Source organism: Pseudanabaena minima str. Chao 2107 (genome assembly GCF_051131155.1).
Classification (GTDB): domain Bacteria; phylum Cyanobacteriota; class Cyanobacteriia; order Pseudanabaenales; family Pseudanabaenaceae; genus Pseudanabaena; species Pseudanabaena minima.
The window spans coordinates 618,125-632,785 of record NZ_CP159508.1 but is presented as its reverse complement, the minus strand read 5'-3'; the positions used below and the strand labels follow the sequence as shown (position 1 = coordinate 632,785).

The following is a 14,661-nucleotide window of genomic DNA, read 5'->3' as shown; positions in this document are numbered from 1 at the left end:
GGTTAACGGCATGGTATTAACGGCATTGTAATTGTCTAGCCCAAGTCGGCGCAGGTATAGCTTTAGGTACTTCCGCTACAAGAGCAACTTCACCAAAGGGATTAATAGTCCATCCTTGCGCCTCAACTATGCGATCGGGAAATGCCTCAGTAGATTGATGCGATTGTATTTGCTTAGCCCAAGATGGAGTTTGCACAGTATGAGAAGAGTCCCTTACAAATGCAACTTCACCGTAGGGATTAATCGTCCTTCTGCCCGCCTCAGCTATGCGTTCTGGATTAGTCGGCATACCCAGATTTTCTTGTAAATTATTGCCACTGATTACATCAGCAGGGCTAGCAGGAATGCCACCTCGTCCTGTGATCACAAATGCGCTATCTTGGCGATCGGCTAAGCATTTTTGAGAGACAAGTTTACTCGCATCACTAATATCTACAGGTAAATTAGTTAATCCTTTACTGGGATCAACCCCTGGAGTATTGATATTGACTGTTCCATTTACACCAAATTGAGAACTAGCAGTAATGTCACTCAATGATGTGAGGACAGGTCGAAATTCTAGTCCAAAGATACCATTAGTCGTGAGATTAATATTGCCGCCGTTACCTGTAAAGGCATTGGCGAAGATGTCACTATTTTCCTTGGGTAGAGCAACGATAAAACCAGCGGTAATATTTATATTCCCACCGTTACCACCTGCAAGGGCTGTACCTGCGGTAGTACTGATCTGGCTTCCAGAGCGCAACAGCAAGATAGAGGGTATGTTAAGGGTTATATTCCCTCCATTAGCGCTAGCTGTTTCGGCAGTAATGGAAGAACCGTTTAGCAACGTGAGGAAGTTCGATATGAGGGTGATATTGCCACCAATACCTGCACCGAGACTACCAACAGCAATCTGTGCACCATCGCGAAGGGTGACAGATTCAGGGTCGATAAAGATATCTCCACCCCTTCCTGTGGAATTAGCTAAAGTATTCGCAAATAAGCCTGTTTTTGATCCAGAAAGATTAAATTGATTCACTACCCTCACATCAATTGTGCCTGAGTCACCGATACTCGATGTTGCAGTTTGGATCTGTGCACCGTTGGAGATGCTAAAGTCATCGGCTCTCACAAAGATATCTCCTGCTTTGCCTTTTCCAGATGTGGAAGCGGATACTAAAACTCCATCGCTGAGAGTAAGCTTTTTGGTCGTAAATGTGATATTTCCTGCTTTGCCTGCATTGTCCATCAGCCCTGTTGTTTCGACCGCGAGTTTTCCTTGTCCTGCGATCGCTATTGATTGGGGAGCTGTGACAAACAAATCTCCACCATTGCCGATGCTAGAAGTGGAAGCAGAGATTTGGGAATTAGGTGCTAAGGCGATGTTGATATAGCCAAGATTATTATAGGGATTGAGTTTTAAAGTCCCTGCTGGGGATATCCCTTGGGTTTCAGCAAATACACCGACTGTCCCGAAAAGATTCATTTGGGAGGCATTGAGGGTGATGCTACCGCCGCCGTCGGGATTGGTAGCGGTAGCGCTAGCCGTAGCGGTAATCCTTGCTTTATCTGTGAGTGTGAGGAGCGGTGTGTTAATGACGATATTCCCTGCTTTGCCTGCGTTGTTGGTTTGGACAGATAGAACTGGAAATGCATCAAGTACTCGCGTTAAGTCCACAGATGTTGGAGCATTGATTGTAATATTTCCGCCTGTTCCTGTGCCATTAGTCTCTGCTAATACTTTGGAATTGTCGTTAATCTTGACAATAGGTGCATTAATAGTTATGTCTCCTGCTTTACCTTGGGCATTGGTTGTAGCAGTGACGTTACTATTGTTTTGGAAGGTGATCATTGTGGGGCTGGTGATCGAGATATTGCCTGCAGGGTCTTTACTTTGTGTGGCTGTGTTGATCGTGGTTTGGGCAAAGGTGAGGCTGCCTACTGTATTAGCGATCACTACATCTCCCGATCTCCCACTTTTCCCAACTTCAAAGGTAATTCTTCCAGTAAATGGAGCATCAAAACTTACATCCTGACTAGTACTAATCTGAACATTCGTAATAGTCAGATCTCCCAATCCATCAATTTTTACAGCCCCTGCTTTCCCTGTAGATGATTGAGTCAAGATCTCAAAATTACTGATTTGGTCTTTCGCTACTATTTTAATGTCACCACCAGCTCCGCTTTCTCCCAGTTTTGATATTGCGGTGGCAAGCAAGTAACGCAGTGCACCAGTTGTAATGATATTGCCATTGGATGCAAACAAGGAAATCTCACCCGCGTTTCCCACATTGCCATTAGTCGAATTGGTGAAGGAATATGATGCTGATCTTGTAAGCGAGATATTACCGTTAGAGGTAAAGAAAGAAATTGCCCCTCCATTTCCTGCATTACCAGTATCTGAGATCGAGTATGCAAATGATGCTGAGTTAATGAGCGAGATATTACCGATAGAGGTATTAAAAGAAATCTTCCCCCCATCTCCTGCATTGCCAAAAGAGGATTGTGAGTAAGCGGAAGAGTAGGAGCCATTGATAAGTGAAATATTGCCGTTAGAGGTAGTGAATGAGATTGCCCCAGCATTGCCTGCTTTGCCAAATTCCGAGCTTGAGTATGAGGATTGATCGGAGCTTGTCAGTAAAATATTGCCATTGGAAGTAGAGAAAGAAATCGCGCCACCATTTCCAGCATTGCCAGTAACTGATGCACTTGAGTACGAGTATAAGCGTGAGACATCTAGTGAGATATTGCCATTGGAAGTAGAGAAAGAAATCCCTCCCCCATTTCCTGTATTGCTAGCATTAGATTGCGAATATGAGGAAAAAATCGATCTAGAGATAGATATATTACCGTTAGTATTAGAGACAGCAATTGCCCCTCCATGCCCAGAGGTGGAGAAAGTCGAACTAATAAACGAACCTGTAATATCACCGTTATTGTTAGAGATGGAAATTGCACCTCCGTCTCCCCCATTTATAGAGGTAGAATTAGAGCGTAAAACTAATCCTGAGAGTAGGATATTACCATTAGAGTTGGTGAAAGAAATTGCACCTCCATTTTTACCATCAGCGATCGCACTAGATCCAATTAGGGAGATATTGCCGTTGGAGTTAAAAAAAGAAATTGCACCTCCGTTCCCGACATCGCCTGACCTAGATTGCGAATTCGCAACCGATGTCGAATTATTAAATGTAATATTGCCGTTGGAGGCTGAAAAAGAGATTGCACCAGCATTACTTGCTTTACCAGAGCCAAACTCGGCAAGCGACTGAGTAATTGTTGTTGAATTAATTAGCGAGATATTACCATTGGTCGTAGAGAAGAAAACACCACCTCCATTCCCTGCGTTGCCTATTGTTGATCTTGAATATGAAGAAGGGTTGGAGCTGTTAAGCGATATATTGCCGTTAGTAGCTGATAAGGAGATCGTGCCTCCGTTGCCAGCATTGTCAAAGATTGATTGTGCGTAAGATTTTAAATTAGAGTTAGTAAGGGAGATATTACCGTTAGATGTGGATAAGGCGATCGCTCCACCAACTTTAGTGCTGTTGCCAAAGACTGAAGTCGAGTATGAAGATAAGAATGAGTTAGTTAACGAGATATCACCATTTAAAGCAGAAAGGGAAATTGCCCCTCCATTTCCCGTATTGGAGTTGACAGATGAGTATGAATCTACGTTTGAGTTAGTTAGCGAGATATTGCCGTTAGAAGTAGAGAGATAGATAGCTCCACCATTTCCAGCATTTTCAAAAACCGATGCGGACGATCGCAAATTGGCATTTGCGATCGCAATATCCCCCTGCGCCTCAACACGAATATTACCCGCGTTAACTCCAGCCAAATTACTGCTTGTATCAATATTTAGATCACGGATTTCGACTGTATCTTGAGCTTGCAGCGTCAAATCTCGCAGCGATCGCAAACTCCCCTGCAAATCCAACTTATCCGCATTGAGAACTAAATCTTGTCCCACCGAGAGATTTCCCCGATTGACAATCGTTGCCCCTGTATTACTATTGCCATACTGCAAGCCTAGAGGGACATTCACATTTAATAAAGGCGGCGCTTGGGGATTAGTCGCGCTAAACTCGCTACCGTCAGAGAACTTAATACTATTAGCAGTACTAGCGCTAAATGAGCCAGCAATATCTAACTTGGCATTTGCACCAAACACAATTCCATTTGGATTAACTAAATATAAATTCGTTGTTCCATTAGTTCTTAATATCCCATCAATATTCGAGACATTTGAACCTGTAACTCTACCGATCGCATTAACCGTAGTTGGTGCAGTATCAAAATGTGCAGTATTACTAGTTGGCACTGAAAAATCTTGAAAACTATGAAACTGATTTGTCCCAACCTGAGTACCACCTGTGATCGTGTAGGTTTGATTTGCGCTGTTGAAATTAACTGAAGTATTGATGGGGAGCGTATTGTCAGGTGCGATCGCATTCTGAGCAGAACTTGCATGTGAGAAAAGACTAAAGCTAATCATCGAAAAAGCTGAAGAGATTATTATGACTTTAATCTTGGTTTTGATCATTATTTCTCTCCTGCCATACGAAATGTTTAAGCCTCTATTTTGAGGAGTATAACATTACTAAATAATAGAAAAAGCCGCAAAATTGCTAATACTTATTAACGACATTGTAGTTGTTTAGCCCAAGTTGGTGAAGGTATAGTTTGAACAACTTCTGCTACAAGAGCAACTTCACCATAGGGATTGATTAACCATCCTTGCGCCTCAATTATGCGATCAGAATTAGGCTGTTGATGTGAGGATTGTCTAATTAATTGGCTGGACTGACTAGCTAATTGATTGCTGGTTGTACCCAGATTTTCTTGCAAGTTACTACCGCTAATCACATCAGCAGGACTAGCAGGAATGCCACCTCGTCCTGTGATCACGAATGCGCTATCTTGGCGATCGGCTAAACATTTTTGAGAGACAAGTTTACTGGCATCACCAATATCTACAGGTAAATTATTTAATCCTTTACTAGGATCAACTCCTGGGGTATTAATATTAACCGTTCCATTTACACCAAAATCTGAACTAGCGGTAATGTCGCTTAATTGAGTCAAACGTGGACGGAACTGCATTCCAAAAATTGCTTGGGTATTAATCTGAATATTACCACCCTTCCCTTTAAAAGCATTGGCAGCAATATCGCTATTTTCCTTGGCAAATGCCAAAATAAAATTTGCACTCAAGTTAATGTTGCCACCATTGCCATCATTACCAGCCGTAGCACTAATCAGACTTCTATTTCGCAACCATAGTAAGTCTCGCACTTGCAAAACAATATTTCCTCCTTCTCCATTTGCTGTTTCGGCAATAATCTGTGAGCCAGTATCAAGAGATAGCAATCCCGCAATTAATTGGATATTGCCACCATTTCCTTTACCGAGACTACTCACAGAAATTTTTGCACCATTCGTCAAAGTTACCAGCTCAGGATCGATAAAAATCGTGCCACTTTTGCCTGTGGATACAGCTGTAGTTCCTGCAAAAATACCACTATCAGTTCCATCTATTTTTAATAGATCAGTAAGGAATAGTGAGATATTACCTGCTGCACCACTGCTGGAGGTAGTGGTACGTAACTGTGAACCACCAGCAATTTCTAAGCTATTAGAAGTAACTGCAATATTTCCACCCCTATTTGCACTAGCCGTAGAAGCACTCAAAGCTGATTGATTTTCAAGGCGTAATGTATTTGCAAAAATATCTAAATTACCGCCATCCCCTTGACCAGTTACCCCAACATTACTGCGAATTGACCCATTATTTAAAGAGATGGCATCGCTAGCTCGAATTGCAATTTTTCCTGCGTTACCTAGCCCCTGTGTTGTTGCGCTAATAACCGCACTATTTAATATCTCAAGGTTACGAGTCCTAACATCTAAACTGCCTGCATTACCGATCGCATTATCGTTTGTTGATGAAAAGATACCACTAAATACATCTTGTCCAAGGATAATACCTCTCCCGTCTAGTTTAATTGTGTCAGAACTGATGGTGATTTGTCCGCCGTTGCCTTTCCCAAATACTCCTGCTGAAATTTGACCACCATTCAGGACTTGTAGTGAGTCTGATGTAATTGAGAGAATTCCAGCATTTCCTGTGCCCTTAGTATTCACATCTACTGAAACGAAACTACCATCTATCTTGACTTTATTGTTAGGCTTGTTATTAGGATTGGCAAAAGTGTTGATTGGTGCAATTGTAATGCTCCCTGCATTGCCATTGCCATTGGTATTTGCTTGGAGTTGAGAATTATTTGAGAGAGAGAGTAACTGGGACGATAAGTTTAGATTGCCTGCATCTCCTATTCCAGTAGTCAAGGAACTGATTCGACCTAAATTACTGATAAAGATCGATGGTGAGGTAATGTTGATATTTCCTCCTTTCCCGTTCCCAGTAGTGTCAATACGGTTGTTAACTAAACTATTATTTATTGATATACTTTCACTAGCACGGATATTGATATTACCAGTATTGCCTCGTCCTTTGGTGGCTGCTGAGATAAAAGAATCGTTACTTAGACTGAGAAGACGAGTACTCAAATCTATATCTCCAGCATTACCGATCGCGGTAATTCTCTCCACGGTTGTGGCGATCGCGCTATTAACTATTGAGCCTGAGATTAGCCCTGTACCACTAAGCGTTACTGTGTCAGCCTGAATGGTGATTTTACCGCCATCGCCAATGCCGAATACTCCAGCACCCACCTGAGCACCATTGAGTAGTTGCAATGTCCTTGCAGAGATGAATAAATCCCCACCCTTGCCGACTCCACTAAGATTAAGAGCTGAAGAAGCTGTACTGCGATCAAAAATAACAGCACCAGTCGCAATGACCATCAAATCGCCAGCATTCCCATTGCCTGAAGTAAGCGTACTAATCTGTCCTTCATTAGTTACGTTTAATGTACCTACATTTAAAGTTAGTTTGCCACCACTAGCATTGGCTGTAGGACTAACTTGGTTATTGATAGAGCTTCTGACACCATCAATATTAATTGCATTTGCAAAAATTTCAACATCTCCCGATTTTCCTAACCCTTCTGTTACAGAGCTAATTTGAGCACCACTCTGGAGATTTAGCTCTCCTGCAATAACTTTGACAATCCCACCGTTACCTGTCGCACCTTGAGAAACTCTACTTATTACTTGAGTTGGGAAGTTATTAACTGCACCGTCAAACGTCACATCCCCAAAAATATTCAGCATAATGTTGCCAGCATTGGCTGTGCCTGAAGTGGCAGTTGCTATTTGAGAAAAGTCTGTAGAGGAATTTGTCAAAAACAATGATGCAGATGTAATGTTAATATCGCCACTATTACCATTGAGTGTAGAGGCAAAACTTGTGCTAAGAATGCTTATTCCTTGCCCTGATATCACTCCATTAGCTCTGAGATCGATTTGTCCACCCAGAAAAGGAGCATTAGCATTAATTACAGCATTGTCTCCAAAGAGAATATCATTGTTAGCCAGTAAAGTAACATTACCACCAATACCAGATACAGCAGTTGAGAACGTAAAAATATTCCTTGTTAATTCAATACTTCTTCTAGAATCAACGAATACAGAACCGCTATTACCTGTAGAACTGAGGGTGTCAATACCTTGGAATCCAAAACTTCCTGTCCCTGTGATGACGATATCTTCATTTGATAAAGCTAGATTCGGTTTGTAATTATTCGTGAGCAAAATAATTCCATTAGGACTATTAACCTTAATATCACCGATAGTAATACCATTGCCAGTTGCACCTTGATTAGTGCTAGGGAAAACAATACTTGTCAGCGAATTATTGTAAAAGCAGTTTATTCCAAAAAAAGCGCAACTAAAAAAATCTGCACCGATTACTCCAGATATACCTATATCTGAAGGATTCATACCTGAGCGAATATCTACAGTTGGGTTAGTACTACCATTGATAGTAAGTGTCCTGCCATTAGAAAGTGTAACATCAGCAAGATTGGGAGTTTGTGTTGGATTAATCGTATTACCAGTAGTATCTGTGCCAGTTATCAATATTGTGCCAATGTTTACTTTCCCACCAGCAAGGATATGGAGAGAACTACCTATATAGATTCCAAAAGTCACATCACCAGCAGAGCGAATGATGGGGTCGTCAGGACTTTCTAGATTGCCTAGAGTCCCGTCTAGTTGCTCGATTTTAAAATTTCCGCCTGTATAATAATGAGCATCACCGATTATAGAATTAGGCGATCGCAACAGCATATCCCCCCCCGAAAACAAACCACTCTGCCTATTATTCAGCGCAAAAATATCAACCGATTGATGTCCCTGTACTAGTAAGTCTCTACCTGCTGCCGCCACAAATGGACTGATAGAAGTATCTCGAATCTGAATCCGATCTTGTGCTTTCAGCGTGACATCTCTACCCGCTTGTAGCCGTCCTTGCAAATCTAATTTGTCAGCATTTAAAACCAAGTCTTGACCTGTTACCAAGTTTGCTTGATTGGTAATTGTCGCTCCTGTATTGCTCACACCATACTGTAAGCCCAATGGTACATTAACAGTTAGTACGGGCGGAGCTTGGGGATTAGTAGCACTAAACTCACTACCATCAGGAAACTTTAAACTTGTTGCAGTGCTAGCACTAAAGGAACCACCAATCTCTAACTTTGCATTCTTTCCAAATACAATGCCATTGGGATTAATCAAGTACAAATTTGCAGCACCGTTAGCTTTAAGTATGCCGTCAATATTGGAAATATTAGAACCCGTAACCCGCCCAATCACATTTGTCGTTTGAGCAGAGTTATTGAAGTACGCAGTATTGCTAGTAGGTACTGAAAAATTCTGGAAACTATGGAACTGATTTGCACCAGATTCAGTACCACCCGTAATCGTATAGGTTTTGCTAGTACTATCAAAGTTAACTAAAGTATTAGTTGGCAAAGTTGCATCTGGCGCGATCGCATTCTGAGCAAAACTTTCATATGAGAAAAGACTAAAACTAATTATGGATATTACTGATGCGATCGCCGTTTTCTTAAAGTTATGCTCTCCCATATACTTCATTTCTTCAGAACCACCTTCATTCTATCGATATGCTTAGCATACAACGCTTTACTTTTCTGGATTAAACCAAAAGCTTATATTTGCGTTAAGTTCTGTAATATGTCATGAAATCAGGATTATGTACTGGAGATAGATACGCATTTTTGCTGAGATGATTATTTCTTCACTAAAGTATGAGCAGAATCTCTAACTTTTTAGAGAATTGCGGAAGGCTTTTGCGGCTTCTAATCTTAAGGTTTCCGCTACTAAGACACAGCGAGTCAGTAACTCTATATCTAAAGCTGCAAGCTCTGGAATTTCACTACGGGAAATAGGTTCATATTTGCGATCGCGTAACCGATAGAGAATAAATACGCCTTCTTGCCAAAACCACACTTCAGGAATTTCCAAAGCTAGGTAACGTTAGAGCTTTTTGGGGTTACTGCTAGTAAATACAACTTCAATCGGTAAAAGCCCCAAAAGATAATCCTTAATCCCCCCCTTAACAACCCATGCCGTGAGTTCGATATCGCCATTTGAGTCTTACGTTAAAAGGCTCAAATGGCGAAAAATGGGAAGCATCGCTAAGCGATGCTTCCCATTTTTCGCCTTCGTCGAACTGACGTTAATACAAATCATGAATTTTATAAGAATAATTCATGATTGTTTGCATGACTAGGTTTTGATATGCAAATGCTTAGAAAGCATACTGCTGACAATTCTTAAACGCTTTCTAACCAAAGATAAGAGTTTTCTCATGTTTGTCTCATCAGCTTCTTATTAAAAAAGGGTTAAGTAAAAGTTAATTGGCAATTAAGTCCTAGCCTTAAGCTTTTGATTGCTCTACCACCTAGCAAGTGATAAATGCAAACTATACAGCGGGTAAAGACAGAGAGATTCCTAATTTATTTCCGTTATTGTTGGTTAGTAAGAAATGAGCTTTGTTGTTCCAAATCATCAACTCCACGTGTTCCAGTCATTAAAGTATTTGAAGACATTACTCCCGATTGCTGGAATTACTTTAGCTGCAATTGCGATCAATTTTGCTCAAGATCTATCGATCGCAGGGCGCTGGTCTTTATTGATTTTTTGCTCAACAGTCATCCTTTGGACATTGACAAAGTTGAACGTGAGTTATGTCGCACTGGTAGCAACATTGGCTCTAGTCTTGACCAGAGCAGTTCCCCAAGCTCTTTTTTTCGAGTCCCTTGGACATGAAATTATATGGTTAATGATTGGGGCTTTTATATTGGGCGCTGCAATTCAGAAGACTGGGCTTTCGGCTCGACTAAATCAATTGATTATGGGGAGAGTTAAGACAGTAAGCGGATTGTTTTGGGCGATGACAGCATTTATTATTCCGCTCTCTTTTTTGATTCCTTCTACATCAGGACGAGCCGCAGTTACTTTACCAATCTTCCGCAGCGTAACGACAGAGATTCGTGACCCCAAAATCAGTCGTGGATTAGCAATTTTAATTCCGACAATCATCTTGGTTTCCACAATTGTTTCCTTGGTAGGTGCTGGTTCCCATTTGATTGCCAATGAATTACTCACGCAGATGACAGGGCAACATATTTCTTTTGGGCAATGGGCTTTATATGGTTTGCCGTTCGGAATCATTGCTAGTTTTGGAGCTTGTGGAGCGATCTTATATGCATTCCTCGATCGCAGACAGCGCCAGAAACCTATCCAAATCTCAGCCGAGAGTGCTGTTAAATCTAATCTTTCTCGATTGGAGTGCATGACTTTATTGATTGCCATTGGCATGTTGGCGTTGTGGTTAACGGAGGGATTGCATGGCTTAAAAATTGCCACAGTTTCTATCTTTGGCGCAGCATTACTAGCACTACCTAATATCGGTGTCATGAGCTGGAAAGATGCGCTCAAATCGGTATCTTGGAATCTGATTATTTTCGTCAGTTCAGCTTTAGTCATAGGGCACTCGCTAGTCCAGTCTGGTGCATCTAAATGGGTGATTGACCATACATTTAATATGAGCGGAATTGCAAATCAAGAATCGCAAATCATGATTCTGCTAATTTTGACAGCGATCGCTTTAACTTCTCATCTCTACATGACATCTCATACAGCTAGAGCTGTAGCCTTAGTCCCTGCATTTTTATCCTTAGCAGCAACGTTGAATCTAAATCCAGTTGCAGTAATGTTTATTGGGACTTTAGGAATGGACTACTGCTTAACAATGCCTGTGAGTTCTAAAGCATTACTCATCTTCCAAGACTGCGAAGAAAAAACATTCAAATCTAGAGATTTGCTGCGTCTAAGTCTAATCATGATTCCCTTGCATTTGGGGTTAGTAATTGTGTTTTACCTCACCTACTGGCAATGGGTTGGACTGAAGTTTTAACTATCACCTCCATGAGCTGCAATAGCGAGCTGCATCTAGAAGCATTTGATTCAATTTCACAACACTTTTTTTACAACATTTTTTAGGAATTTAGGAAAAAATTATGAGTTTAAATATTCTTATTGCTCCATCTGGATTTAAAGAAAGCATTGGTGCGGATGAGGTTGCTGACTGTATTGCTGAAGGTATTTTGCGAGTGATTCCTGATGCAAAAATTCGGAAAGCACCGCTCGTTGATGGAGGAGAGGGTTTTACAAAAGCCTTAGTTACAGCAACAGGTGGGACAATTCATGAAATGGAAGTAATGGGTCCCGTGGGACAACCTGTACAGTCTCACTTTGGTTTTTTGGGTGGAACTTATCAAAAGACGGCTGTTTTGGAAATGGCGGCGGCGGCAGGTTTGCGGTTAGTTCCTCGCGATGTTCGCGATCCACAATTAACAACAACTTATGGAGTTGGACAATTAATTCGTGCTGTGCTGGATCTCGGCGCTGAAAGAATTTTAGTTGGGTGTGGAGATTCTGGTACGAATGATGGAGGCGCAGGTATGGCTCAGGCACTAGGAGTAGAACTTCTGGATGATTGCGATCGCCCCATTGGCTTGGGTGGAGGAGAGTTGCGCAGGCTCGATCACATTCGCACCGACCATCGCGATCCACGATTGGCAAATGTACAAATTGATGTCGCTTGTAATTGGCATAATCTCTTGTGCGGGACTAGTGGTGTAGCACGGGTATTTGGTCCTCAGAAAGGAGCTTCTCCAGAGGTTGTGGCATCCTTGGAATCTGCTCTTGAAAAGTATGCGGCAGTGATTGAGCAGACTTTCCATTTAGATGTACGCGAAATGCCAGGAAGTGGAGCTTCTGGTGGTTTGGGAGCAGGTTTGTTTGCATTACTAGGAGCAAAACTGCATCCTCGCTATAACATTGTGATGGAATATTTGGAATTAGATCGCTGGTTGCCACAGAGTGACTTAGTCATCACTGCTGAAGGTTGTATTGACTTTCAAACACCACGAGGTAAGATTCCTGTGGAGGTGGCTAAACGAGCGAAGCGCTATAATTTACCTGTGATTGCGATCGCAGGAACGATTGGAGAAAATGCTTCAATCAATATTGAGCATGGCATTGATGCGTTTACTACAATCCTAGAAAGTCCTTGTGATTTAGCCGAAGCGATCAATCAAGCACCAATTTTAGTAGCGAATGCAGCCGAAAGAATGGTGCGGATGCTCGCCTTGGGTTATGACTTACCGCGAACTGCTCAATTGTCGATCATTCATCCAAGTCTGCCAAAATCAGCTTAGGGACTTGCATCAGTCCCCCAAAATAGAGTTTTGGCGCAAAGCGCCAAAACTCTATTTTGGGTAAAAAAGGATCTTGGGAGATCTCGGTAATTCTTAATAAGAAATTTATCATTTGCGTTCTGAGTCCCATCAATTCTTCAATAGATTCTAAAACCCTGTGAAATTGAGATTGAAGTAAAGCCCATTTTCTTGGGCAGTATTGCGACTATTTGGCACAGAAATCAATGGAATGCCGTAGTCAAGCCGAAGATCTAAAGTATAGCCAATCCGCCAACGCAAGCCTAAGCCAGTGCCTAATAATGTATTGGAACTGGAGTTTGCTTCTCCAGAACTCGTCCATACGGCAGCAGCATCAACGAATGGAACTATTTGCAATAAACCTTCCCATTCAGGTATCCGCAAGATTGGTACTCGCAACTCTGCGGATAGATTTAGTCCATTATCGCCGAGCAATACATCTTGACGATAACCGCGTAGGGTATCTTGACCACCAAAACCAATTTGCTCTGACGGTAGCAGAGCGCGATCACCTAATTGCAAATCCCCACGGAGTAATAGAAAAGTATCAGGTGCAAGTAAATTGACATACTGCGACTGTCCACGCCATGAAAAAAAGCGACTATCAGGGAAGCTAGTATTTACATTGGAGCCGAATACACCACCTAGTCCTACGTTAAACTGCGATCGCAATGAAATTACCGACTGACTAGAGCGCTGTGTAAATTCTTGAAAGGCTCGTAAAACCGTAGTTTTAGTTACGCCATTATCGTCTGCTCCTGCGGACAAAGGAAATGGAATCTTTAACAAACTAGTTAAACTTTCACGATAGGAAGCTGTGAAACCTATTGCCACTTCTTGACTAGGTGTTTGCTCAATGGGCTGGCGAAAAGTCAGGTCATAGGATGTGGAATTCGCATAAATATCCAAGATATTAAAGGGCTTTTCCAAGACATTGCTATTGCCATTATTAAACGTAAAAGCGATCGTGCCATTGTAGGGGTTGATCGGTAATATATAGCTAAGATCATAGGAATTACTCCCATCGGTATTGCTATAGGCAATATTCAGCGTATCGCCCAATCCCGTTAAATTCGCTTCACTAATTTGGACTTTACGACGCAATGAACCAACACTGGGAGCACGGTTGTTATCCAGAGATAGTTGCGCTTCTAAAGATTTTGCTTCTTTAATCCGCACTTCCAGAATGTTCTGCCCAGCTCTCGTACCTGCTGATAGCTCTGCCGATATACTAGCAATTAGGGGATTGATTTGGAGCACTTGGAGGGCTTGAATCAGGCGATCGCGATTGAGGGGTGCACCTGTCGCAATATTCATCCGCGATCGCACATAGTCTGGACTTAACCGTTCAACGCCAGTTACTTTTATATCTTCCAAGCCACCTTCAATTACCTGAATCTGCACCACCCCATTCTGTAAGTTTTGGGTAGGAATAAAGGCTCCTGAGGTTATATATCCTCGGCTTATATATAGATCTGTAACCTGCGATCGCGCTTTCAGCAGTTCTGAAAAAGTGATTGGTCGCTTAGTAAAAGGACTCAGAATCTGATCAAGTTCTGCTTTCGTAAATACGGTGCTACCTAACACCTCAAATCGACTGACTGTAATCGTTCCAGTTACAGGTACTTCTTTTTGAGGAGTGGCAGGCTCACGTGAAGGGTTTAGCAACTCATCGGGTGATGGGAGCGGTGCTGGGGTTTGGGTTGGTAATTGTGGCGAAGGCGATCGCAGAGTGGGCGTAATGATTTGTGGTGTTAAGGAGTTAGCTCGATCTGTTTGAGCCAATATGGGCAAGGCAAAAGAGACAAAGCTAGTTAAGCCTAGCCCTGTATAAACCGTTGCCCTAAAAATTATTGATTTTTTGGTGAAAGTTTTTTTCTGTCCGCTTAACCATCCATGAAGCTCCAGCATAACAACAAGCACCTACATGACTGCAATAGTGGAT

At 42.0% G+C, this 14,661-nt stretch carries 6 protein-coding genes; 2 read left to right on the top strand and 4 right to left on the bottom strand.

Going from position 1 to position 14,661, the window contains the following annotated elements; all coding sequences use genetic code 11:
- Window positions 1–16: 16 nt before the first annotated feature.
- The 3 genes from ABM313_RS02865 to ABM313_RS02855 form a co-directional block, all read right to left on the bottom strand.
- The gene (locus tag ABM313_RS02865) at window positions 17–4,528 is read right to left on the bottom strand and encodes a beta strand repeat-containing protein (protein WP_434686200.1); all 4,512 of its coding nucleotides are present in this window, start codon (window positions 4,526–4,528) and stop codon (window positions 17–19) included.
- Window positions 4,529–4,623: 95 nt separating this feature from the next.
- Entirely contained in the window at window positions 4,624–9,036 is a 4,413-nt protein-coding gene (locus ABM313_RS02860; RefSeq protein WP_434686199.1) for a filamentous hemagglutinin N-terminal domain-containing protein, read from the bottom strand.
- Window positions 9,037–9,231: 195 nt separating this feature from the next.
- Window positions 9,232–9,420, bottom strand: a complete 189-nt coding sequence (locus ABM313_RS02855; protein ID WP_434686198.1) for a hypothetical protein — start codon at window positions 9,418–9,420, stop codon at window positions 9,232–9,234.
- Between the two features lie 592 nt (window positions 9,421–10,012).
- Here ABM313_RS02855 and ABM313_RS02850 point away from each other — a divergent pair.
- Both ABM313_RS02850 and ABM313_RS02845 read left to right on the top strand, forming a co-directional pair.
- Window positions 10,013–11,392: an SLC13 family permease gene (locus ABM313_RS02850; RefSeq protein ID WP_434686197.1), complete on the top strand. Its 1,380-nt coding sequence runs from the start codon at window positions 10,013–10,015 to the stop codon at window positions 11,390–11,392.
- 103 nt (window positions 11,393–11,495) lie between these two features.
- The gene (locus ABM313_RS02845; RefSeq protein WP_434686196.1) at window positions 11,496–12,698 is read left to right on the top strand and encodes a glycerate kinase family protein; all 1,203 of its coding nucleotides are present in this window, start codon (window positions 11,496–11,498) and stop codon (window positions 12,696–12,698) included.
- A 147-nt stretch (window positions 12,699–12,845) separates the two neighbouring features.
- Here the strand turns inward: ABM313_RS02845 and ABM313_RS02840 are convergent, their stop codons facing one another.
- Window positions 12,846–14,627, bottom strand: coding sequence for a ShlB/FhaC/HecB family hemolysin secretion/activation protein (locus ABM313_RS02840; RefSeq protein WP_434686195.1), 1,782 nt, complete (start codon window positions 14,625–14,627; stop codon window positions 12,846–12,848).
- Window positions 14,628–14,661 lie beyond the last annotated feature (34 nt).

Excerpts from the sequence above, each read along its gene's own strand:
- ABM313_RS02840 (WP_434686195.1), bottom strand. The coding sequence starts at position 14,627 with ATGCTGGAGCTTCATGGATGGTTAAGCGGACAGAAAAAAACTTTCACC.
- ABM313_RS02865 (WP_434686200.1), bottom strand. The coding sequence starts at position 4,528 with ATGATCAAAACCAAGATTAAAGTCATAATAATCTCTTCAGCTTTTTCG.
- ABM313_RS02845 (WP_434686196.1), top strand. The coding sequence starts at position 11,496 with ATGAGTTTAAATATTCTTATTGCTCCATCTGGATTTAAAGAAAGCATT.
- ABM313_RS02860 (WP_434686199.1), bottom strand. The coding sequence starts at position 9,036 with ATGGGAGAGCATAACTTTAAGAAAACGGCGATCGCATCAGTAATATCC.